The sequence below is a fragment of the Chitinophaga agri genome (assembly GCF_010093065.1).
GTDB lineage: Bacteria > Bacteroidota > Bacteroidia > Chitinophagales > Chitinophagaceae > Chitinophaga > Chitinophaga agri.
On record NZ_CP048113.1, the window covers coordinates 5,228,974 to 5,250,928 of the forward strand.

Sequence of the window (21,955 nt, forward strand, 5' to 3'; positions counted from 1 at the left end):
ATCGATATTATAATCCGCCAGAGATACTCATGAGTTTGAAGGATAAATTAGACTTGCAACGGTTACCACGACATATTGCCATCATTATGGATGGAAATGGCCGTTGGGCTAAAGAGCGTGGCCAGGACAGACTTTTCGGACACCATGAGGGGGTCGAAAGTGTTCGCAATATTACCGAGGCCTGTGCTGAATTAGGTATCGGGTATCTGACCTTATATGCTTTTTCGACAGAAAACTGGGACCGCCCCGTTTACGAAGTGAACGGTATAATGGAATTACTCGTAAATACCATCCGCAGTGAGGTAGGCACACTCATGAAAAATAATATCAGGCTGCATGTCATTGGGGACATGGACATGTTGCCGGGTAACTGTAAAACGAGTATGGAGGAAGCCATGACCATGACCAGCCAGAATACCGGGCTGAACCTGGTAATGGCGCTCAGTTACAGTGCCCGCTGGGAAATCGTCAATGCCGCGAAGAATATTGCCCAGGATGTAAAAGACGGTAAGCTCGCACCGGAAGCAGTAACCCCTGAAATGTGGCAGAAATATCTTTGTACTGCTACATTGCCCGACCCTGAACTGATGATCAGGACGAGCGGAGAATGCAGGATCAGTAACTTCCTACTATACCAGTTAGCCTATGCGGAGTTATATTTTACTGACACGCGTTGGCCGGATTTCCGCAACGAACATCTTTACGAAGCCATCCTCAATTTTCAGAACAGAGAAAGGCGCTTTGGCAAAACAAGCGAACAAATACAGCAGAATGAAGAAATTATTTCCTAAGAGCCTACTGGCCATAGTATTATGTTGCAGTGCTGGCCTTCGTGTGTCCGCTCAGAACAGAGACACCATCCCAGCGCCAACACCTGACCAGCAAGCGGCGGGATTGAATTTACCCTCAGGTCCTCTACAAGCGCAACCCTACGAAATTGCCGATATCACCATCGTAGGTACGCAGTACCTGGATAAGTCACTGCTGATATCCCTGTCAGGCCTTAACATAGGCGATAAAGTGGTGTACCCTGGTGGTGACCAGTTTGCAAAGGCCATCCAGAGTCTCTGGGGTCAGCGTTTGTTTGCTAACGTAGCCATTTATGTTACTAAAATAGAAGACGGAAAGATCTGGCTGGAAATAGAACTCCAGGAACGTCCCCGTCTGAATAATTTCGATTTCAGAGGTGTTAAGAAGTCTGAAAGAGACGAGCTGGTTAAAAAGTCTGGTCTGCGTAAAGGTTCCGTAGTGACCGAAAGCATGAAACAGAACGCTATCGGTATTATCTCAAAGCACTATGCTGATAAGGGTTTCCGTAATGCAACCGTTAATATTACCGAAAGGGTCGACAGCTCACAGGTGAATGCTTCTAACCTGACTATCAGTGTTGCCAAAGGTGGTAAAGCCAAAGTCGCGAATATTTATGTTGTCGGTAACGATAATATCAATGATGCGAAAGTGAAGAAGAAAATGAAGGGCACACATGAAGTATCCCGATTCACACTTCACCCTATCGATGAACCTGTGTATCCGGATTCTTCTGAACTGCAGGAAAATTATTGGAAAACCTTCGGTTTCCTTTATCCTTCCCGCACTCTTGAACAGTTAGACCCGTATTTCCGCTTCAAGTTATTCTCTTCCGCGAAATTCAACGAGAACAAATACACAGAAGATAAAGAGAAAGTCATTGCTTACTATAATACACAGGGTTACCGTGATGCGGTACTGGTAAGAGATACCACTTACCGTTCCGTGACTGGTGGTGTAAACGTGGCAATGGAGATCAGTGAGGGTAAGAAATACTATTTCGGTAACATCACCTGGAAAGGTAACAGCCGTTATAATGACTCCCTGCTGACCCGCGTACTGGGTATCAGAAAAGGAGATACCTATAACCAGGAACTGCTCCAGAAACGTTTGTTGTCTTCCGAAGGTGGTGACATCGGCGGTATGTATATGGACTTCGGTTACCTGTTCTTCCGTGCTGACCCGGTGGAAGTAGCGATCCATGGCGATACCATCGACTATGAGATCCGTATCTCTGAAGGTCCGCAGGCGACTATCAAGGAAGTACGTATCGCTGGTAACGAAAAGACCAACGAGCACGTTATCCGTCGTGAGTTACGTACACTTCCAGGTGAGAAATTCAGCCGTACTGACCTGATCCGTTCTAACCGTGAGATTGCGAACCTTGGTTTCTTCAACCCGGAGAAGATCGGTATGGATCCAATCCCGAATATTGCCGACGGTACCGTAGATATTAACTATACAGTAGAAGAGAAAGCGAATGACCAGCTGGAACTATCTGCCGGATGGGGTGGTTACATCGGTCTGACAGGTACGCTGGGTGTGACGTTCAACAACTTCTCCCTGCGTAACATCTTAAGAAAGGAAACATGGGATCCTTTACCAAGCGGTGATGGCCAGAAACTGTCTGTGCGTGTATCATCCAATGGTAAAGCTTACCGCTCCTATAACTTCTCCTTCACTGAGCCGTGGTTAGGTGGTAAAAAACGTAACCAGTTCTCCGTTAGCTTCTACAGTAGCTACCAGAACCCGAACGCTTACTCTGCATATATATATGGTAGCACCCTGTCTAACGACGCCTACTTTAAAGTATTGGGTGGTTCCGTATCCCTGGGTAAGCAGCTGAAATGGCCGGATGACTTCTTTACCCTGATCTACTCGCTGAACTATCAGCAGTACAAGCTGAAGAACTATAACTATTTCAATATTCCTGGTTTCTCCAGTGGTACGTCCAACAACATCAACCTGAAATTAACGCTTGCACGTTCTTCTGTTAACCAGCAGATCTATCCGAGCAGTGGTTCCAACTTCATGTTGTCCGGACAGTTCACTCCGCCTTATTCCCTGTTCAATCCGGACAGAGATTACAAACTGGAGACGATCAAGGATCAGTTCAGCTTCATCGAATACCAGAAATATCGTTTCAATGCTGAGTGGTACGTCCCATTAAGCAGACCTAAAGGTTCTGATAACAAGGTGTTCGTAATGAAGGTGGCCGCCAAATTTGGTTACATCGGCCGCTACAACAACCGTACAACATTATCTCCGTTCGGTCGTTTTGAACTGGGTGGTGACGGTCTGAGTAACTTCGCTATCTATGACCGTGATATCATCTCTCAGAGAGGTTATCCGGTGTATTATACATCCGATCCGAGGATGAATGCTGAAACAGGTCAGCCAACAGGTTATGAAGGTTTCACAGTGTTCAATAAGTATGTAATGGAGTTACGCTATCCGTTCAGCCTGAACCCAAGCTCCACTATCTTTGGTCTGGCCTTCCTTGAGGCAGCCAATGGTTACCGTGATGTAAGGGACTTCAACCCATTCAGACTGCGTCGTTCTGCAGGTCTGGGTATGCGTTTCTACCTGCCGATGTTTGGTTTGCTTGGATTTGACTACGGTATTGGTTTCGACCGTCTGCAGTCCGGTGGTGGTCTGAAAGACGCAGCGAAATTCACCTTCATGCTTGGTTTCGAACCAGAATAATCGTTACCTGACTGAGTACAACGCTACAGAGCGCTTGATACTCAGTCACTCCCGTGAGGAGGAGGTCGTTTGTTTTTGGACGTAAAGTGGTAGAGTGGAATGATGTTAGAATAAATTTTAAATTATATATTGCAATTTCGAACCCTGGTATCAATTTGGCAGGTAATTTGAAAACGACAAGTATGAAAAAAATATCCCTCATTGCCGCCGTTCTGTTCAGTTGCACCATTACGGCCTTTGCACAACGCTACTGTGTAATAGACACGAAATATATCCTGGATAATGTGCCTGATTATAAGGAAGCGCAAGGTAAACTGGACGCCGTAGCAGAACAATGGCAGAAAGAGATCGATGCAAAGTTCCTGGAGGTAGATAAGATGTATAAATCTTATCAGGCAGAACAGGTAATGCTGACAGATGAACTGAAACGCAAAAGAGAGGAAGAGATCATAGCAAAGGAAAAAGAAGCAAAAGACCTGCAGAAGAAACGTTTTGGTTATGAAGGCGACCTTTTCAAGAAACGTGAAGAACTGGTTAAACCGGTTCAGGATAAAGTTTACAACGCCGTGCAGAAGTTAGCCGCGCAGAGGATGTATGACTTCGTGCTGGACAAATCAGGCGGTATCACTGTTATCTTCTCCGATCCAAAATTAGACAAGAGTGATGACATCCTGAGATCCCTGGGCATCAAGAAAGACGCACCAGCTACAGGCGAGTAGTCTTAGAACCATTTTATAACCTTTGTATTAGTATTAAAAGTTTTTTAAACACAGACAACATCATGAAGAAGTATGTAATTATTGCTTTCGTGGCAGTTTCAGGATTGTTCAGCGTAAATGCAATGGCTCAGTCCAAGGTTGGACATATTAACGCTCAAGCTCTGATCGAGGCAATGCCGGAGGCACAGACTGCGCAGAAATCACTGCAGCAGTATGCAGAGGAGCTGGATAAAGATGGTAAAGGCCTGATCGAAGAATACCAGAAGAAAATGGCTGAATTCGAGAAAACTGCGGCTACTATGTCTGACAACATGAAGGAGATCAAAGCAAAAGAAATCCAGACTGCTCAGAAGAACATACAGGACTACCAGGAGTCAGCTCAGCAGAAGATCGAGCAGAAACGTGGTGAAATCCTGAAACCGATCTACGATAAAGCACGTAAGGCAATTGAAGACGTAGCAAAAGAAAAAGGTTACGGTTATGTATTAGACAGTTCTGCTGGTGTATTACTGGTATCTCCTCCTGCTGATGACATGGCTGCAGCTGTTAAAGCTAAACTGGGCATCAAATAATTGATTACAAGTAGTAAATTAATTTATAGCTGCCCCGGGGCCTCCGGGGCAGTTTTTTTTCGAAAACACTTTACTATTTGATATTTTTCCCTACCTTTGCCTTCCGTTTTAAAAACAGGATTCCGCAAACCGGGATAGTGTTTAGTATAGTACAGGTAAAAACAAAATATTAAAATGAAACGTACTTTTCAACCGCATAACAGACGCAGAAAGAGCGTTCATGGTTTTAGAAAGAGAATGGAAACTGCTAACGGCCGTAAAGTATTAGCTTCCCGCAGAGCTAAAGGACGTAAGAAATTAACTGTTTCTGACGAGCGGAAGCTGAAATAAGGACCGCTGTAACTGCGAGGTGAAGACCCGCAGGCTTTAAAGGCTGGTTCTTGATTGAACAGAATGTATCGCTATTGGGTAGATAAATCGAACTTGCCATAAAAACTTATTCTTTTAACAAGGAAGAAAGGTTAAAAAGCAGAAAACTCATTGAAACGCTTTTTCGCGAAGGAAAAGCGTTTTCTGTTTTTCCATACCGTGTAGTTTACATGCAGGTCGATGAACCTGCAGGTAAATATCCCGTGCAGGCAGGTTTTAGTGCCTCTACGAAACGGTTCCCCCATGCCGTAGACCGTAACCGCGTGAAGCGGCTTACACGTGAATGCTGGCGCCTGCAAAAGCAGGAGCTCTACAATGTATTGCAACAACAGCCCCGTCAGTTGCTCGTTTTCTTTATCTACACCGATAAGAAAATAGCCCCCTTTGCCACCCTGCACCATAAAATTTCGGTAATTTTAAAGAAGCTGGAAAAAGAAGTGGTGCAATAATGAAAGTCCTCCGATATTTAAGTTATCCGTTTATTTGGCTCATCAGGATCTATCAATGGGGGCTGTCCCCACTCTTAGGTTTTAACAAATGCCGCTATACCCCCACCTGCTCTCAATATGGTGTGGAAGCCCTGCAGAAATACGGGCTGTTCAAAGGTGGTTATCTGACCATTAAACGTATCTTGTCCTGCAATCCCTGGGGCGGGCATGGACATGATCCTGTACCCTGAGCATCCCGCCGGATATCATTTATTAGGATAGACTTCAATGTTTTAACAGTTTATATTTAATAGATTGACTAATTTCCACATCAGAAGACTTTTCTCTCTAACAGACTAACTGATTGACCTATGCGTGCATTTTTTCGCAGAAAAAGAAGAATAATCGTGGTATTGGTGCTGCTGGTCGCCGGTAGTATGAGTATCATGGCTTATTATAATGAGAAGGATAAATACTTCGAAATAGCTAAGAACCTTGACATATTCGCTTCGTTTTACCGCGAGCTCAATACCTATTACGTAGACGAGCTGCCACCGGAAAAGCTCATGCATAAAGGTATCGACGCGATGCTGGAAGAAACCGACCCTTATACTGACTTCATCCCGGAAGAAAATCTCGATGAACTGAAATTCATGGCTACCGGTAAATACGGTGGCGTTGGTGTATCTGTCAATACCGATAGCGAGCGTACTGTTATCACCGACGTGTATGAAGGCGGCCCAATGGATAAAGCAGGTGTAAAAGCCGGCGATATCATTGTCTCCCTGGATGGTAAGTCCCTCGAAGGACTTGACCAGGAGGAGATCAGCCGTATGCTGAAAGGGGCTCCAGGGTCCTCTCTGGACATGGTAACAAAACATCCTGTTACCAGTGCACAGACTACCAGGAGGATCACCCGCGAAGAGATCAATGTAAAGGCCGTTAGCTTCTCAGGTATGACCAGCCGTGATATCGGTTATATCCGTATGACACAGTTCACCGAAAACAGCGGAGAAATGGTGCAGAGCGCTTTTACAGAACTGAAAAAACAATATCCTGCCATCAGGGGACTGATACTCGATCTGAGAGGGAACCCCGGTGGACTGCTGGATGAAGCGGTGGTAGTATCCAACATCTTCGTAGATAAAAACAAGACCATCGTTAGCACCAGAGGAAAAGTAAAAAGCTGGGACAGAGAATATAAAACGGAAGCACCGGCTGTAGACGCGCACATCCCATTGGTGGTGCTGACTAACCGATCTTCGGCGTCAGCTTCTGAAATCGTCGCAGGTGCTATTCAGGACCTTGACAGAGGCGTTATTATCGGTCAGCGCTCTTTCGGTAAGGGACTGGTACAAACAACTCGTCCACTGCCTTATAATGCGAAATTAAAAGTGACCACGGCTAAATACTATACGCCTAGTGGCCGTTGTATCCAGGCGATCGATTATTCTCACAGGAATAATGAGGGAGAGGTAGAATATGTGGCCGACTCTATGCGTAAATCATTCAATACAGTTGCGGGCCGTAAAGTGAGAGACGGTGGCGGTATCGAACCCGATGATGCGGTAGACCCCACCCTTCTCAGCCAGGTGGCGATCACGCTGCTGCGTAAGCAATACATCTTTGACTACGCTACACAGTATTACTATAGTCATCCGAAGATTACCAATGCCGGCACATTTGAACTTAGCGAAGAAGATTTCTCTGATTTCCTGAAATACCTAGATGGCAGGAACTACAGCTATAAAACACGTAGTGAGGAAGCCCTTGAAACCTTCCAGGCAACCGCAAAAAAAGAGAAATACTATGATGCGCTGGCTAAAGAATTTGAGGCCCTGCAGGTGAAAATGAAACATGATAAGAAGCAGGACCTGCTGAAGAATAAAACAGAGATCAGGCGACTGCTGGAAGAAGAAATAGTGAGCCGTTACTATCTGCAGCGTGGACGTATTGAAAAATCACTCTCCAGCGATAACGAAGTGAATGAAGCGATTACAGTATTACATTCTCCTGAACGTTATCAGCAGCTGTTGAAATAAGTAATATTATTCATCATGATAAATAGTCCATAGACAGGATACCTCCGGTAACTGTTTATGGACTATTGTTGTTTAAATGCTGTCTCCCGCCTTGTCTATAACGGGATATCTGTACTCGCCGCCCATGTTCATATCAGCTGATATTTAAAGAGAATATCCAGGAAATTATGATTTACGGCTTTTTAATTCTAATTTATACTCCTCTTGTTTGCAGACACACGTTATCGTTAAACCAAAATAAAGAAAAGCATGCCTGAAAATGTAAACAACAACTCACGTAGAGGCTTTATTAATAAAATAGCAAAAGGAGTTGTGGGCGCATCTTTATTGCCCAACATTATTACAGCCGCTGACCGGCAGCGTAATATCCATTCTCTTTCCCGTCAGCATGAAAAGTACAGCCCAAATGACCAGATCCAGATCGCACTGATCGGCGCAGGAGGGATGGGTACCGCGGATGCCAATACCGCCATCACGGTACCAGGCGTTAAACTGATCGCTGCCTGTGACCTGTATGATGGAAGGCTCGCAGATGCGAAAAAGAAATGGGGTAATGATATTACCACCACCCGCCATTACCGCGAGATCCTTGACCGTAAGGATATCGATGCTGTGATCATCGCCACGCCTGACTTCTGGCATAAAGACATTTCAGTGGCAGCCATGAATAAGGGTAAATCTGTCTACTGTGAAAAACCGATGGTGCATGACATCACGGAAGGCCCTGCGGTAGTAGAGGCCCAGCAGAAGAATAGCAAGGTGGTGTACCAGGTAGGTAGCCAGGGTATGAGTTCCCTGGGAAACGAAAAGGCAAAACAACTGCTTAAAGAAGGCGCTATTGGCAAATTGAATTACGCGGAAGGTTTCTGGGCACGTATGTCGCCGTTCGGCGCCTGGCAGTACCCTATCCCTGCTGATGCTTCTCCGAAGACGGTAGACTGGGCCGCCTATCTGCAACATGCACCTAAAAGAGATTTTGACCCATTGCGTTTCTTCCGCTGGCGTAACTACAGGGATTACGGTACAGGTGTATCCGGCGACCTGTTCGTACACCTGTTTTCCAGTCTGCACTTCGTGACCGGTTCTATCGGTCCGGAGAAAGTAATGGCTACTGGTGGTCTTCGTTACTGGAAAGACGGCCGTGAAGTGCCCGATATTATGCTGGGTATGTTTGACTATCCTGAAACAGACGTACACCCTGCATTTAACCTGTCGCTGCGTGTTAACTTTGTGGATGGTACTGGTGGTACCAACTATCTGCGGATGGTAGGTAGCGAAGGTTCTATGACGGTAGAATGGGATAAGGTAACATTGTACCGTAACAAGGATTACGCGGCAACAGATGATCCTTTACTGCAAAACAAGCAGGCTACCGACAGCGGTAAGCAATATGTCTATGACCGTAAGTCGATGCTGCCTCCCGATAAAATGGAGTATGCAGCAGAAGAAGGATATAAAGGCGCGCATTTTGATCACTTCTACAACCTGTTCAATGCAATGCGTAACGGTGGAAAAGTAAGTGAAGATGCTCTGTTTGGTTATCGTGCAGCAGCACCTGCTTTATTGTGTAATGACAGCTATTTCAACAATCGTATAATTCAATGGGACCCGAAGGCCCTGAAATTGATCAACAAATAAATTAATAACCATGATGAAGAAATTATTTGTTCCGGCATTATCCTGCCTGGCTATCAGTGTAATGTCATGCGGCGGTAACAGCAATTCCACAACACAGGATTCCACTACAGTAACTACTGACACAACGGCTTCACAGGCGCCGGTAACAGATGCGGCAGATAATCTGCTGTCAGATACAGAGAAATCAGAAGGTTGGGTATTAATGTTCAATGGTCAGAACCTGGATGGCTGGCACATTTATAAAGGCCAGCAGTCTAACAGCTGGACTGCCGATAATGGTACACTGCATTGCCTCGGAAGCGAAAAAGATAAAAGTGATAAACGTGCTGACCTGACATCAGACAGTACATATGAGAACTTCGAGTTCCGTACCGACTGGAAAATAGCTCCTAAAGGAAACAGTGGTATCATTTACCTGGCTTCAGAGCAGTATGAATCAGCCTATCAGAGTGGTCCTGAATACCAGTTGATAGATGATGAGAATTTCCCTGAGAAGCTGGAAGGATGGCAGAAAACAGGGGCTAACTATGCGATGGGCGACCCGCTGGTAGCGGCAGCAAAGCCAGTAGGTGAGTGGAATCATACCCGCATTGTAGTCAATAAAGGACATGTAGAGCACTGGCTGAATGGTCAGAAAACAGCTGATTACCAGATAGGTTCTCCGGAATGGAAGAAGGCTAAAGCCGAAGGTAAATGGAAAGATACCAAAGGTTATGGGGAAACCAGGAAAGGTCATATCGACCTGCAGGACCACGGAAGTGAAGTGTGGTTCAAGAATGTGAAGATCAAACAACTGTAATAAGAAAGCCCGGTCGTTAATGGACCGGGCTTTTTGTTTATTGGAAAGCTGGTATTTGATTATTTAGCAGCTTCGTAGTTTTTAGCAACCTCGCTCCAGTTAACCACAGACCAGAATGCTTTTAGATATTCCGGACGACGGTTCTGATATTTCAGGTAGTAAGCGTGTTCCCAAACGTCGATACCCAGTACTGGTGTACCTTTTACTTCAGCAACGTCCATCAGTGGGTTGTCCTGGTTAGGAGTGGAAGTGATCTCGAGTTTACCGTCTTTTACGATCAGCCATGCCCAACCTGAACCGAAACGGGTAGCACCAGCGTTCGCAAATTTTTCTTTGAACTCTTCGAAAGAACCGAAAGTACTTTTGATCGCATCAGCCAGTGCGCCTGTAGGCTCACCACCAGCGTTAGGACCGATCACTTTCCAGAAGAAGCTGTGGTTCCAGTGACCACCACCGTTGTTTCTAACAGCAGGGCTGATCTTACCAGCAGATGCTACCAGTTCTTCCAGGGATTTATTTTCATTTTCAGTACCGGCAATCGCTTTATTCAGGTTGTCTACATATGCCTGATGGTGCTTACCGTGATGAATTTCCATTGTCAGTTTATCAATATGCGGTTCCAGTGCATCGTGTGCATACGGTAAGCTCGGAAGTGTAAATGCCATAACTTATGTTTTTATTGCGTTAATGAATATGTGCCTCAAAAAGAGTTTTCAAATTTACTGCCTAATATCATAAATATCAAAAAGGGTAGCGGCTGGTAACCTCCCGGTCAGTACCTGTGGTGCTACCCGCTCATGTGCCCGTTTATGGTGTCAGATGCGCCGTGATCCGCTCTGTCTCAGCGAAATAGGTAGTTTTGCCCAATTCGCATACCAACTATATTGGATATATGCTTTTTTATTTTATATTTACATTAAGCGTTGTAACAAATTTTCGCGTTACATTCCTGTTCGTTTTACAACTACGCCATTCCTGACCAGTGAGTTTCAGCTATTGTTTGTATAAAACTTAATGTATGTTGACAGATTCGAACATGGGCCAACACTATTCCCTCAACGCCCTGCAAAAGGAAAATGAACTATTAAAGGCGCGTATTCAGTCATTGGAGAGTCTTTTGAACCACGTCCCCGCAATGCTTTATACGCACCAGAACAATACCAAAACAATTAACTGGTGCAACCGCTATATGGAAGATGTAACAGGATACACCTTGGCCGAAATGAATGGCATGGGGCTGGACTTCTTCAAAAAAGTGATGCATCCGGACGATTTTGACCTGGCTGTTATAGCCCAACAGTCATTCAGGGAGAATAAGAACATTTTCGGGGGAGTATTGAGATTTCGTAAACGGGGTGCCGACAGCTGGCGCTGGCTGACAGGAATTGCCATTCCCTATACAAGAGACGATAACGGAGCAGTAAAAGAGGTGATCTGCGCCTTTGTGGATATGACAATGGCAATGGATACCAATGATCAGCTAACCGAGGCCATGCTGGATGTGATGCGTCGTAAACATGAAGACCTGATCAGTAAACTGACATCCCGTGAGAAGGAAATCCTGGAATTGACCGTAAAGGGATTGAATAACAAAGAGATAGCTGAGACGCTTACGCTTAGCAGATATACCATAGAAACGCATCGTAAAAATATCAGGATCAAATTAAAAGTGCGTAATACGACTGAATTGATCGCATTGGCAAGAAAGGTTGGTTACCAATGATTTATGTAGCAATAGAGGATAAGGACGTGAACAGGGGCGGGGCAAAAATACCCAAGCTTGGGTATTTGATGCCAGAGGGAAGTCGACTAATTTAGTGGCATAAAGAAAACTGAATTATCAAACGTTAGAAAGACATCTGAAACCCCTATTGCTATGATTACAGATGAGAGAGCGTTGAGTGTTTTGCAACTTGACCGTTCCGCTACCGCAGAGGAAATTGTTGCCAAATATGAAGCGTTAAAATATCAATATAAAAAAATCAAGGATGAAACCGGCGATCTCAGGACACGCCTGGCTTATCAGCTGAAGCAGATCGAACTTGACGATGTTTACATTTATTTCAGAAGGAAACAAAGAATATAACTAAAACGAATTTTATTATTCATTCGTTGTGTTTTTAACTCGGCTTTCGTTCGTTGTTTGTTTTTTTCTGTATTAACCTTCTCAGGTAAAGCCGTTTCCGTATTGCCGTATTTTATCATACATTTATGCCCATAAACTCCATATTATGGGTACTGCATACATCGCAATCGGCATTTTTGTCTTTTTGGTCATCCTGACCAGTTTTGTGACCGTACAACAAGGTACAATAGGTGTCACTACTATCTTCGGAAAATACAACCGTATATTATTCCCTGGCCTTAACTTTAAAATACCACTGATAGAGAAGGTATTTAAACGTATTTCAATTCAGAACCGTTCCGTAGAGCTCGAATTCCAGGCGATTACGGTCGATCAGGCCAATGTTTACTTCAAGGCCATGCTCCTTTATTCTGTATGGAACCAGGATGAAGAAACTATCAAGAACGTAGCATTTAAATTCCTGGATGAACGCAGCTTTATGCAGGCGCTGGTACGTACGATCGAAGGTTCTATCCGTGGTTTTGTGGCAACCAAACGCCAGTCCGAAGTGCTCGGGCTTCGCCGCGACATCACAGAACACGTAAAAGAGCAGATCGATCAGACCCTGGAAGCCTGGGGATATCATCTGCAGGACCTCCAGATGAACGATATCACTTTTGACGATGCCATTATGAAATCAATGGCACAGGTGGTTGCTTCCAATAACCTGAAAGCGGCTGCTGAAAATGAAGGGCAGGCATTACTCATCACAAAAACCAAAGCTGCAGAAGCAGATGGTAATGCTATTAAGATCGCTGCAGAAGCAGAACGCCAGGCCGCACAGTTACGTGGTATGGGTGTGGCCCTGTTCCGTGAAGAGGTGGCTAAGGGTATGACCATGGCTGCCAAAGAAATGCAACAGGCTAACCTGGATACTTCAGTAATACTGTTCTCTATGTGGACAGAGGCGATCAAACACTTTGCTGAAAACAGTAAGGGTAATGTGATCTTCCTGGATGGCTCTTCTGAAGGAATGGACCATACCATGCAGCAGATGATGGCTATGAACAAACTGATGGAAAATAAAACCAAATAGTAAGCATATACGCAAAGAAAGCGGCGTGTCTCTATCTGACAACGCCGCTTTCTTTTTATTTTCTTCGCTGTTCAAAGAATGTCTTCACTAACTGAAGACTTTCTTCTTCACAGGGCCCTTGTTCTACTTTCGTTTTAGGATGGAAAGGAGAGGTGCCGCCTGCCACTCGGCGATAACTGTTCTTGTCATCTTTCGCCGCATATACAATACGCCCGATCTTACTCCAGTAAAGAGCTCCTGCGCACATCAGGCAGGGCTCGAGCGTTACATACAACGTTGCTTCCATCAGGTATTTACTTCCCAGATAATTAAATGCAGCTGTAAGTGCCAGCATCTCCGCATGGGCGGTACAATCATTTAGCATTTCCACCTGGTTACTGCCTTTCCCGATTATCTTATCACTCAGCACGACCACGGCGCCTACAGGTACCTCTCCCTCATCAAAGGCTTTGCGTGCTTCCCGGAGGGCCTGCTGCATGTAGTATTTATCATCCATTGTTGTCGTCTGCTTTATGATTCGCTAACCGGTGTCTGTGATGCTATCAACTGCAAAAATTCATCTTCACTCAGTATCCTGATAGTGTTGATTTTTTTTGCTTTTTCCAATTTGCTGCCGGCATCATCACCAACGATCAGGAAGTTCAACTTACTACTTACACCACTCAGTATCTTGCCTCCCTGCTGTTCTACCATCTCCTCCGCATCACTGCGCTTCAGCTTGTTTAAGGTACCGGTGAAGAGGAAGTTCAACCCGTTCAGACTACCACCTGATGAATGATCTGCTTTATTGCTTTTCAGGTTCAAACCCAGTGATTCCAGCTCTTCGAGCATCTGGATATTATCATGTAACTGAAAGAACTGACTGATACTACCCGCTACCTTCGGTCCGATGTCCTCCAGTGCAAGTAGCTGCTCCTCTGTCCAGCCCTTGAAGTCCAGCAGGTGATTACATGCGTTGGCAAGTGTTTTAGCGGTTGTTTCTCCTACATAACGTACGCCCAGACCGAATATCAGTCTGTGTAAGGGCTGTGTCTTTGATTGCTCAATGGCACTTTGCAGATTGGTGAGCGACTTTTTACCAAATCCTTCCAGCTGTTCCAGTTTCGCAAAGTCTATTTTATAAATACCCGGAATGTCTTTCATCAGTCCGAGGGCATAGAATTTTTTTACGTTGCTTTCACCCAGACTACGGATGTCCATGGCGTCTTTGCTGACAAAATGGATCATTCTTTCCACTACCTGTGCCTCACAGTTAAGATTGACACAACGCCATACACTTTCACCCTCAGGCTTGAATAATGGATCATTACATACAGGGCAGTGCGTCGGGAATTTAATGTCCTCTTCGCTGCCATCACGCATGTCGGCCAGGGATTTTACGATGTAGGGAATCACATCACCTGCTCTTTCCACCAACACGGTATCACCGATCTTCAGGTCTTTTTCTCTCACTACATCTTCATTGAACAGTGAGATGGAACCAACCGTAACACCACCGATAGGTACAGGATCAATTTTCGCTACCGGGGTAACAGAGCCGGTACGGCCTACCTGGAACTCTACTTTACGGAGTTTACTGGTGGCCTGTCTGGCTTTGAACTTATACGCCATCGCCCAGCGTGGGTGATGCGTGGTCATGCCCAGTCTGTCCTGCAGTTCGTAGTCATTCACCTTGATCACCATACCGTCAATTTCGTAAGGAAGATTATCTCTTTCTTTCTCGAATTCTAGTACGTAATCAATAACTGCCTGTATACCTTTCACGACTTTCATTTCCTTTGCAGGAGACCGGAAACCGAGGTCGGCAAATAGTTGTAATGTATTACTATGTGTTGTGATCTCTTTCGGTTCTGTTTTACCGGGTTCCATCACGTGATAGCTCATGTGATAAAGGAATGCGTCCAGTCCACGTTTGGCTACTTCCCGGGGATCAACCATGCGCAAGGAGCCGGAAGCCGCATTACGGGGATTGGCCAGTGGCTGTAAGTTTTCTGCTACGCGTTGTTCGTTCTGTTTTTTAAAGGTGTCTTTATTGATCAGCACTTCTCCTCTGATCTCTATTGACTGAATGCCATATTTACTAAAGTCGGCTTTCTTAGGCACGGAACTGATCTGGTAGATGTTCCTCGTAATCTCTTCACCAGACACACCATCGCCGCGGGTGGCACCGCGTGAGAGTATATCGTTCTCAAATATTAATGAAATACTGGCGCCATCAAATTTCGGTTCTATACAGTATTCAATCTCTTCCAGTTTGCTTTGTTCGCGGTTCTTACGGTCCCAGTCATTAAGATCTTCTGCATTATAGGAGTTCTCCAGACTTAGCATAGGTACCAGATGTTGTACCGTTGGGAAATTTTTACCATTTCCCTGTGCTACACGCTGAGTGGGGGAGTCCGCGCTTATTTTGTCAGGATTGGCAGTTTCCAGTTCTTTCAACCAGGCAAACAACTGATCATATTCGTAATCACTTAAAACGGGGTCACTTTGCACATAGTAACGCCAGTCATTATAAATAATAACCCGGCGTAAGCCTTCCAGGGTACCATCCAGGTCCTGAATGCTTTCTTTTTGCTGCAATTTTCGTAACAGGTCCTTTGCTAATTGAAGCAAAGTGATTTCTATTTCTTTCGTATACATATAAAAACACTATCTGAACGTAAAATACAAATACTTTGAAAGTTATGGTTAAAATCGTTTAAATCCGCTGCTATGGCTGATTCGTATAAAATTTTGTACTTTTTACACTTATTATTTTTTAAAAAAAGATGTTAAAAATGTTTTTTATTAACAAAAATTTAATTAAGATTGTGTAACGAAACGAAAGTATCTGAAAGGCCAAAATTTAAGTCTGGATTTCTGAGGTAGCAATAGCCAATTTGAAGACCCGCTACGCAGAAATTCAAAAGAACGAAGAAATATAGATATTCAAACATATTGCTTTTATAATATTTCCATGTTACGTTAAAACAACGCTTTTATAAATTTCCATGTTAATGCTTTTATAGTTCTACGTTAATGCTTTTATGATTCTACGTTAATGCTTTTATGTAATTCCATGTTAGAATATTAGCTTTTATAAGTTCCACGTTTATAAATTCCACGTAAAATATTATCTAATTCCACGTCAATGAAATCTCGATGTGATTTTTACTCGTTGAGATTTTCTTCCCCTGCATAAATTTTTTATGCAGGGGCATTTTGTTTATAGGGGGTGTTAGTCGCGATTAAGCTGCTATCAAAAGAAACATTTCGAAATAACAGTTACATGTTTGTCATATCACTTGTTGCCAGGCGCATGGGGTGCCTGGATAGGGACGTCAACTGTATATGATAAACCCGAATGCCTCTCTGTGATCATAGCAATCAGTGTGACAGAATGGACCTCTCCGCTTTCACTGGAATTGCCCTTGGCTACGGTTGATAATGGAATTAGCGAGTATTTCAAAGCGATCCTGCAAAAGGTAAACCAGCTGTTGATTTCGCGTCACGAAGAGTTGATATCGCGTCACAAGGCGTTGTCATGGTAGATGTCTTCAACACCTGGCTGGTTGAACAAGGGTATGTTTGACCTAAGTTTGAGGTAAGTTTGAGGTGGCATTCTCTTACGTTTTAAAACGTAGGAGAAAGCCACCTCAAACTTACCTCAAACATACCCTGAAGCTGATTATTGGTCTTCTGCTTTCACAACATGCTGGAAAACATTTTTTCCGCATGATAATATAGGTATTACATATTTCTCCTGTACTGGCCACCTACCTCATATAGTGCATGGGTGATCTGGCCCAGTGAGCAGTGCTTGACTGTTTCCATCAGTGCTTCAAATAGATTGCCATTGCTGGTAGCTACCTGTTGCAACTGTTGTAAAGCGGCTTCGCTTTTCGCCGCATGCCGTTGATGGAATGCGGCTAGTGTGTTGATCTGAAATTCTTTTTCTTCCTGCGTAGAACGGATCACTTCTTCTGGAATGATAGTAGGAGAGCCTTTTTTATTCAGGAAGGTATTAACTCCAACGATGGGATATTGACCGGTGTGTTTTAGTGATTCGTAGTGAAGGCTTTCTTCCTGTATCTTATTGCGTTGGTACATCCGCTCCATAGCTCCCAGTACGCCGCCTCTTTCTGTTAATCGCTGGAATTCCGCCATCACCGCTTCTTCCACCAGGTCCGTCAGGTCTTCAATGAAGAAGGATCCCTGTGTAGGGTTCTCATTCTTCGCAGTACCCAGTTCGCGGTTAATGATGAGCTGTATCGCCATCGCTCTGCGCACACTTTCTTCGGTAGGCGTGGTGATCGCTTCATCATAGGCATTTGTATGCAGAGAATTACAGTTGTCGTAAATAGCGTATAGCGCCTGCAGTGTAGTACGTATATCGTTGAAATCAATTTCCTGTGCATGCAGGCTGCGGCCGGAAGTCTGGATATGATATTTCAGTTTCTGGGAACGGTCGTTCCCTTTGTACTTGTACTTGATGGCCTTCGCCCATATTCTGCGTGCCACACGCCCGATCACTGCATATTCAGGGTCCATTCCATTGCTGAAGAAGAAGGAAAGGTTAGGTGCAAAATCATCTATATGCATGCCACGACTCAGATAGTATTCCACATAGGTGAAACCATTGGCCAGTGTAAAGGCCAGCTGTGTAATGGGGTTCGCCCCTGCTTCTGCAATATGATAGCCTGAGATACTGACAGAATAAAAATTACGCACCTTACTGCTGATAAAATATTCCTGTACATCACCCATTAATTTCAATGCAAACTCAGTAGAAAAGATGCAGGTATTTTGTGCCTGATCTTCTTTCAGAATGTCCGCCTGCACTGTGCCGCGCGCCGTGGATAAAGCATGCGCCTTTATCTTTTCGTAAACATCCTTTTCCAATACTTCATCGCCGGAAATGCCTAGTAGCTGCAAACCGAGGCCGTTATTGCCCGCTGGTAATGCCCCGTTATAATGAGGCAGTGGATGATCCCCGAATTTCTGTTTGATAATAGCATTTACTTTATCCGTCAACCCGTTTGCTGTAATGTATTTTTCACATTGCTGATCAATAGCTGCATTCATGAAGAAGGCCAGCAATATCGGGGCGGGCCCGTTGATGGTCATGGATACAGATGTCTTCGGGTCACAGAGGTCGAAGCCACTGTATAGCTTTTTGGCATCATCCACAGTAGCGATGCTCACACCGGAGTTGCCCACTTTACCATAGATGTCCGGCCGGTGTGCGGGGTCTTCTCCGTAGAGGGTGACACTGTCGAATGCAGTGCTGAGACGCTTTGCCGGCTGGTCAATGGAAACATAATGGAAACGTTTATTGGTGCGTTCAGGACCACCTTCTCCTGCAAACATGCGGGTAGGGTCTTCTCCTTCGCGTTTCAGTGGGAAAACGCCCGCCGCGTAAGGAAATTCACCTGGCACATTCTCGGTGAGCTGCCACCGGAGTATATCACCCCAGTCATTGTATCTGGGCAAGCTGATCTTAGGAATGGAAGATTGTGAAAGGCTCTCACTGTAAAGCGGTAGCTTGATCACTTTGTCCCGTACCTTGTATTCGTAGAACTCAGCACGGTATTGTTTTTTAAGCGTCTGCCATTTGTCCAGCAACTGCCAGCATTCAGGATGCAGCTGAGCGCGAAGCTGGCTTGTGATATCCTCCAGGGCAGGCTGTTGGTTGTCATTCAGGAGTGTAAGTACACCCTTTAACTGGTACAGTCTTGATGCGATATGGCATTGTTCATCCACCCATTTACCATAATCCCGGATGCTCTCATTGATCTCAGCAAGATAGCGGGTGCGGGAAGGTGGTATGATCTGTGATTTTGTGGTAGTACTGTCAGGTGTTTCATGCGTAACGTCTCCGAAACGGACCTGTGTTTTTGTTTCAATCACCGCCAGTAGTTTTTCAAACAGCTGGTTAATGCCATGATCATTGAACTGTGAAGCGATAGTGCCGATGACAGGTAGTTCGTCATCAGTGGCTGTCCAGAGGCTATGATTGCGTTTGTATTGTTTGCGTACGTCGTGCAGCGCATCGAGTGCGCCTGCTTTATCAAACTTGTTGATAGCGATGACATCCGCATAGTCCAGCATATTGATCTTTTCCAGTTGTGAAGCTGCGCCGTATTCCGGCGTCATCACATACAGGGAAATATCACAGTGATCAGTAATAGCGGTATCACTTTGTCCGATACCGGAGGTTTCCAGGATGATGAGGTGGAAGCCGGCACTTTTGCAGATGTCGATCGCTTCCTGTACATGCGCGCTGACAGCCTTATCGCTTTCGCGGGTAGCGAGAGATCGCATGTACGCACGCGGATGGTGGATGGCGTTCATCCGGATGCGGTCTCCCAGTAAAGCACCTCCGGTCTTTTTCTTGGAAGGATCTACAGAAACGACAGCAATGGTTTTATCCTCAAAGCTGTGCAGGAAGCGGCGGACCAGTTCATCTGTTACACTGCTTTTACCCGCACCGCCTGTACCTGTAATGCCCAGTACGACCCCTGCTCCTTTTGTGCCGGCAGGCAGCGGCCCCTGTAGTTTATCATTTTCGGCTATGGTGATAGCCTGTGCGATCAGTTTGTCATTGCGGGAAGGTAATTCCTGCAGGTGACCGTTCAGACCATGGGTAGTGGTAAAATCACATTGTCTGATCACATCCTCGATCATGCCTTCCAGGCCCATTTGGCGCCCATCATCGGGGGAGTAGAGACGGGTGATACCGTATTGGTGTAATTCCTCTATTTCGGAAGGGAGGATGGTACCTCCACCTCCGCCGAATATTTTGATATGGCCACACCCTTTTTCACGGAGCAGGTCATACATGTACTTGAAAAATTCGAGATGCCCTCCCTGGTAGGATGTGATGGCAATGCCCTGGGCATCTTCCTGAATAGCGCAGTCTACAATTTCAGCTGCGGAGCGGTTATGTCCCAGGTGGATGACTTCTGCCCCTTTGGATTGCATAATGCGTCGCATGATATTAATGGCCGCATCATGCCCGTCAAAAAGCGACGCTGCCGTAACGATACGGATCTTGTTTGATAGATTCTCGGTCATATTTGTTCTGGTGTTTGAACGTGGTTCCGGCAACGTGGAGCCGTTAAATCTGTAATTTACGAAAATCGTAACTGTGGAATATTGCCGTATTTTTTTATTTTCACCCCCATTATTCACGTTTATGAGTTGCAGGTCGTAGAAACAAATGCAATCCGTAATAGAAAATCTATATCAGAAATGGTGGCAAGAAGAGATTTTATCAGGAACAGCAGTTTGCTGGCAGGCGCAGTGGCGCTGGGTTTCCCTAAAGCGGTATTCAGTAATCCGTTGGGATATACTTCCCAACGTCCGCCGCTGGCACAACGTAAATTTACCAGTCAGGCAGTGGAAAAAGCGATTGCTTCGATCAAGAAGGAGATCGCTGACCCGAAACTGGCCTGGATGTTTGAGAACTGTTTTCCGAACACCCTGGATACTACCGTACAGTTTAAAGTGGAGAATGGTCGTCCGGATACATTTGTACTGACCGGAGATATCCATGCAATGTGGCTCCGTGACTCCACTGCACAGGTATGGCCTTATCTGTCTCTGATAAAAGAAGACGACAAGCTGAAGCAACTGATTGCCGGTGTGGTGAACAGGCAGACTAAATGTATATTGATCGATCCGTATGCGAATGCCTTTAACGAAGGGCCGACTGGAAGTGAGTGGGAGTCAGATCTGACTGAAATGAAACCTGAGCTGCACGAGCGTAAGTGGGAAATAGATTCTCTGTGTTATACCGTGCGTTTGGCATATAACTACTGGAAAGTGAGTGGAGATACCAGTGTGCTGGATGATACCTATAAAAAAGCGGCTAAACTGATCGTGAAAACCTTCAAGGAGCAGCAGCGTAAAGAGGGTAAGGGGCCTTACAAGTTCCAGCGTAAGACGCCTATCCAGTCAGATACGGCACCTAACGGTGGCTGGGGGGCACCAATGCAGCCGGTAGGACTGATCGTATCACTGTTCCGTCCTTCTGATGATGCGACTGTATTCCCTTTCCTGATCCCTTCTAACATGTTTGCCGTAGTATCTCTGCGTCAGCTGAGCGAGATCAGTGAGTCCGTATTCAAAGATGCAGCCTTTGCCAAAGAGTGTATTGAACTGGCGGATGAGGTAGACAGAGCGATCAAGGCATACGCGATCGTTGAGCATCCGCAGCTGGGGCATATGTATCCGCTGGAAGTGGATGGCTTCGGTAACCGTCTGTTCCTGGACGATACCAACGTGCCAAGTCTATTGTCAATACCATACCTGGGCTATACAACAGTGGATGATCCGTTGTACCAGAACTCCCGTCACTTTGTATGGAGTACGTTCCATGCCTGGTTCTATAAAGGTAAATATGGTGATGGTGTAGGTAGCCCGCACACCGGCCCTGACTACATCTGGCCAATGAGTATTATTATGAAGGCGCTGACCAGCCACAATCCGGAAGAGATTGCGGAATGTCTGAGAACGCTGCGTAATACGGATGGTGAAACCGGCTTTATCCATGAGTCTTACCACAAAGATGATCCGACCAAGTATACCCGTAAATGGTTTGCCTGGGCGAACACCCTGTTTGGTGAGCTGGTAATGAAAGTGAGCCAGGAACATCCTCAGCTGCTGAAAAGACAATACGCTTAATAATTACTCACAATAAAGTCTTTCAAGATATGCATCCTTCGTAGTGA

General features: G+C 45.2%; 19 protein-coding genes. 15 read left to right on the plus strand and 4 right to left on the minus strand.

Features of this window, described 5'->3' with window-relative positions:
* Positions 1 to 29: 29 nt before the first annotated feature.
* From GWR21_RS20855 to GWR21_RS20900, 10 genes are all read left to right on the plus strand, one after another.
* On the plus strand, positions 30 to 791 hold the full coding sequence (locus GWR21_RS20855; protein ID WP_202928972.1) for an isoprenyl transferase: 762 nt from the start codon (positions 30 to 32) through the stop codon (positions 789 to 791).
* Entirely contained in the window at positions 772 to 3,513 is a 2,742-nt protein-coding gene (locus tag GWR21_RS20860) for a BamA/OMP85 family outer membrane protein (protein ID WP_162333619.1), read from the plus strand. The genes GWR21_RS20855 and GWR21_RS20860 overlap by 20 nt, the downstream gene beginning before the upstream one ends.
* Before the next feature lie 182 nt (positions 3,514 to 3,695).
* Positions 3,696 to 4,232, plus strand: a complete 537-nt coding sequence (locus GWR21_RS20865) for an OmpH family outer membrane protein (RefSeq protein WP_162333620.1) — start codon at positions 3,696 to 3,698, stop codon at positions 4,230 to 4,232.
* A 62-nt stretch (positions 4,233 to 4,294) separates the two neighbouring features.
* On the plus strand, positions 4,295 to 4,804 hold the full coding sequence (locus tag GWR21_RS20870; protein ID WP_162333621.1) for an OmpH family outer membrane protein: 510 nt from the start codon (positions 4,295 to 4,297) through the stop codon (positions 4,802 to 4,804).
* Between the two features lie 174 nt (positions 4,805 to 4,978).
* A complete protein-coding gene (rpmH, locus tag GWR21_RS20875) occupies positions 4,979 to 5,134 on the plus strand; it encodes a 50S ribosomal protein L34 (RefSeq protein ID WP_012788729.1) in 156 nt (51 codons plus the stop codon).
* Positions 5,135 to 5,232: 98 nt separating this feature from the next.
* The gene (locus GWR21_RS20880) at positions 5,233 to 5,622 is read left to right on the plus strand and encodes a ribonuclease P protein component (protein ID WP_162335773.1); all 390 of its coding nucleotides are present in this window, start codon (positions 5,233 to 5,235) and stop codon (positions 5,620 to 5,622) included.
* Complete coding sequence (gene yidD, locus GWR21_RS20885) at positions 5,622 to 5,852, plus strand: membrane protein insertion efficiency factor YidD (protein WP_162333622.1); 231 nt, start codon at positions 5,622 to 5,624, stop codon at positions 5,850 to 5,852. Before GWR21_RS20880 ends, yidD begins: the two co-directional genes overlap by 1 nt.
* A 120-nt stretch (positions 5,853 to 5,972) precedes the next feature.
* Positions 5,973 to 7,643, plus strand: a complete 1,671-nt coding sequence (locus tag GWR21_RS20890; protein WP_162333623.1) for a S41 family peptidase — start codon at positions 5,973 to 5,975, stop codon at positions 7,641 to 7,643.
* 249 nt (positions 7,644 to 7,892) lie between these two features.
* Complete coding sequence (locus GWR21_RS20895; protein ID WP_162333624.1) at positions 7,893 to 9,281, plus strand: Gfo/Idh/MocA family protein; 1,389 nt, start codon at positions 7,893 to 7,895, stop codon at positions 9,279 to 9,281.
* A 10-nt stretch (positions 9,282 to 9,291) separates the two neighbouring features.
* Positions 9,292 to 10,080: a 3-keto-disaccharide hydrolase gene (locus tag GWR21_RS20900; RefSeq protein ID WP_238429920.1), complete on the plus strand. Its 789-nt coding sequence runs from the start codon at positions 9,292 to 9,294 to the stop codon at positions 10,078 to 10,080.
* Positions 10,081 to 10,139: 59 nt separating this feature from the next.
* Here GWR21_RS20900 and GWR21_RS20905 read toward each other — a convergent pair whose 3' ends face one another.
* Positions 10,140 to 10,745 carry a superoxide dismutase gene (locus GWR21_RS20905; RefSeq protein WP_012788735.1) on the minus strand — a complete coding sequence of 202 codons (606 nt, stop codon included), beginning with the start codon at positions 10,743 to 10,745 and terminating at the stop codon, positions 10,140 to 10,142.
* 353 nt (positions 10,746 to 11,098) lie between these two features.
* Here GWR21_RS20905 and GWR21_RS20910 point away from each other — a divergent pair, with 353 nt between their 5' ends.
* From GWR21_RS20910 to GWR21_RS20920, 3 genes are all read left to right on the plus strand, one after another.
* The gene (locus GWR21_RS20910) at positions 11,099 to 11,803 is read left to right on the plus strand and encodes a LuxR C-terminal-related transcriptional regulator (protein WP_162333625.1); all 705 of its coding nucleotides are present in this window, start codon (positions 11,099 to 11,101) and stop codon (positions 11,801 to 11,803) included.
* Between the two features lie 153 nt (positions 11,804 to 11,956).
* Complete coding sequence (locus GWR21_RS20915; protein WP_162333626.1) at positions 11,957 to 12,166, plus strand: hypothetical protein; 210 nt, start codon at positions 11,957 to 11,959, stop codon at positions 12,164 to 12,166.
* Between the two features lie 145 nt (positions 12,167 to 12,311).
* Positions 12,312 to 13,241, plus strand: coding sequence for an SPFH domain-containing protein (locus GWR21_RS20920; protein WP_162333627.1), 930 nt, complete (start codon positions 12,312 to 12,314; stop codon positions 13,239 to 13,241).
* Positions 13,242 to 13,296: 55 nt separating this feature from the next.
* Here the strand turns inward: GWR21_RS20920 and GWR21_RS20925 are convergent, their stop codons facing one another.
* Positions 13,297 to 13,737: a nucleoside deaminase gene (locus GWR21_RS20925; RefSeq protein WP_162333628.1), complete on the minus strand. Its 441-nt coding sequence runs from the start codon at positions 13,735 to 13,737 to the stop codon at positions 13,297 to 13,299.
* Positions 13,738 to 13,751: 14 nt separating this feature from the next.
* The gene (gene ligA / locus GWR21_RS20930) at positions 13,752 to 15,854 is read right to left on the minus strand and encodes an NAD-dependent DNA ligase LigA (RefSeq protein WP_238429922.1); all 2,103 of its coding nucleotides are present in this window, start codon (positions 15,852 to 15,854) and stop codon (positions 13,752 to 13,754) included.
* Between the two features lie 659 nt (positions 15,855 to 16,513).
* On the opposite strand from ligA, the gene GWR21_RS20935 reads away from it, so the two are divergent.
* On the plus strand, positions 16,514 to 16,771 hold the full coding sequence (locus GWR21_RS20935; protein WP_162333630.1) for a hypothetical protein: 258 nt from the start codon (positions 16,514 to 16,516) through the stop codon (positions 16,769 to 16,771).
* A gap of 199 nt (positions 16,772 to 16,970) precedes the next feature.
* Here the strand turns inward: GWR21_RS20935 and GWR21_RS20940 are convergent, their stop codons facing one another.
* On the minus strand, positions 16,971 to 20,297 hold the full coding sequence (locus tag GWR21_RS20940; protein ID WP_162333631.1) for a methylmalonyl-CoA mutase family protein: 3,327 nt from the start codon (positions 20,295 to 20,297) through the stop codon (positions 16,971 to 16,973).
* A 177-nt stretch (positions 20,298 to 20,474) separates the two neighbouring features.
* Here GWR21_RS20940 and GWR21_RS20945 point away from each other — a divergent pair, with 177 nt between their 5' ends.
* On the plus strand, positions 20,475 to 21,908 hold the full coding sequence (locus GWR21_RS20945; protein ID WP_162333632.1) for a glycoside hydrolase family 125 protein: 1,434 nt from the start codon (positions 20,475 to 20,477) through the stop codon (positions 21,906 to 21,908).
* The last annotated feature ends 47 nt before the right edge of the window (positions 21,909 to 21,955 follow it).

Coding starts and splice junctions, on each gene's coding strand:
- GWR21_RS20910 (WP_162333625.1), top strand. CDS start 11,099: ATGTTGACAGATTCGAACATGGGCCAACACTATTCCCTCAACGCCCTG.
- GWR21_RS20895 (WP_162333624.1), top strand. CDS start 7,893: ATGCCTGAAAATGTAAACAACAACTCACGTAGAGGCTTTATTAATAAA.
- GWR21_RS20900 (WP_238429920.1), top strand. CDS start 9,292: ATGATGAAGAAATTATTTGTTCCGGCATTATCCTGCCTGGCTATCAGT.
- GWR21_RS20945 (WP_162333632.1), top strand. CDS start 20,475: ATGGTGGCAAGAAGAGATTTTATCAGGAACAGCAGTTTGCTGGCAGGC.
- GWR21_RS20915 (WP_162333626.1), top strand. CDS start 11,957: ATGATTACAGATGAGAGAGCGTTGAGTGTTTTGCAACTTGACCGTTCC.
- GWR21_RS20870 (WP_162333621.1), top strand. CDS start 4,295: ATGAAGAAGTATGTAATTATTGCTTTCGTGGCAGTTTCAGGATTGTTC.
- GWR21_RS20920 (WP_162333627.1), top strand. CDS start 12,312: ATGGGTACTGCATACATCGCAATCGGCATTTTTGTCTTTTTGGTCATC.
- GWR21_RS20925 (WP_162333628.1), bottom strand. CDS start 13,737: ATGGATGATAAATACTACATGCAGCAGGCCCTCCGGGAAGCACGCAAA.
- yidD (WP_162333622.1), top strand. CDS start 5,622: ATGAAAGTCCTCCGATATTTAAGTTATCCGTTTATTTGGCTCATCAGG.
- GWR21_RS20860 (WP_162333619.1), top strand. CDS start 772: ATGAAGAAATTATTTCCTAAGAGCCTACTGGCCATAGTATTATGTTGC.
- GWR21_RS20890 (WP_162333623.1), top strand. CDS start 5,973: ATGCGTGCATTTTTTCGCAGAAAAAGAAGAATAATCGTGGTATTGGTG.
- GWR21_RS20855 (WP_202928972.1), top strand. CDS start 30: ATGAGTTTGAAGGATAAATTAGACTTGCAACGGTTACCACGACATATT.
- GWR21_RS20905 (WP_012788735.1), bottom strand. CDS start 10,745: ATGGCATTTACACTTCCGAGCTTACCGTATGCACACGATGCACTGGAA.
- GWR21_RS20865 (WP_162333620.1), top strand. CDS start 3,696: ATGAAAAAAATATCCCTCATTGCCGCCGTTCTGTTCAGTTGCACCATT.
- GWR21_RS20940 (WP_162333631.1), bottom strand. CDS start 20,297: ATGACCGAGAATCTATCAAACAAGATCCGTATCGTTACGGCAGCGTCG.
- rpmH (WP_012788729.1), top strand. CDS start 4,979: ATGAAACGTACTTTTCAACCGCATAACAGACGCAGAAAGAGCGTTCAT.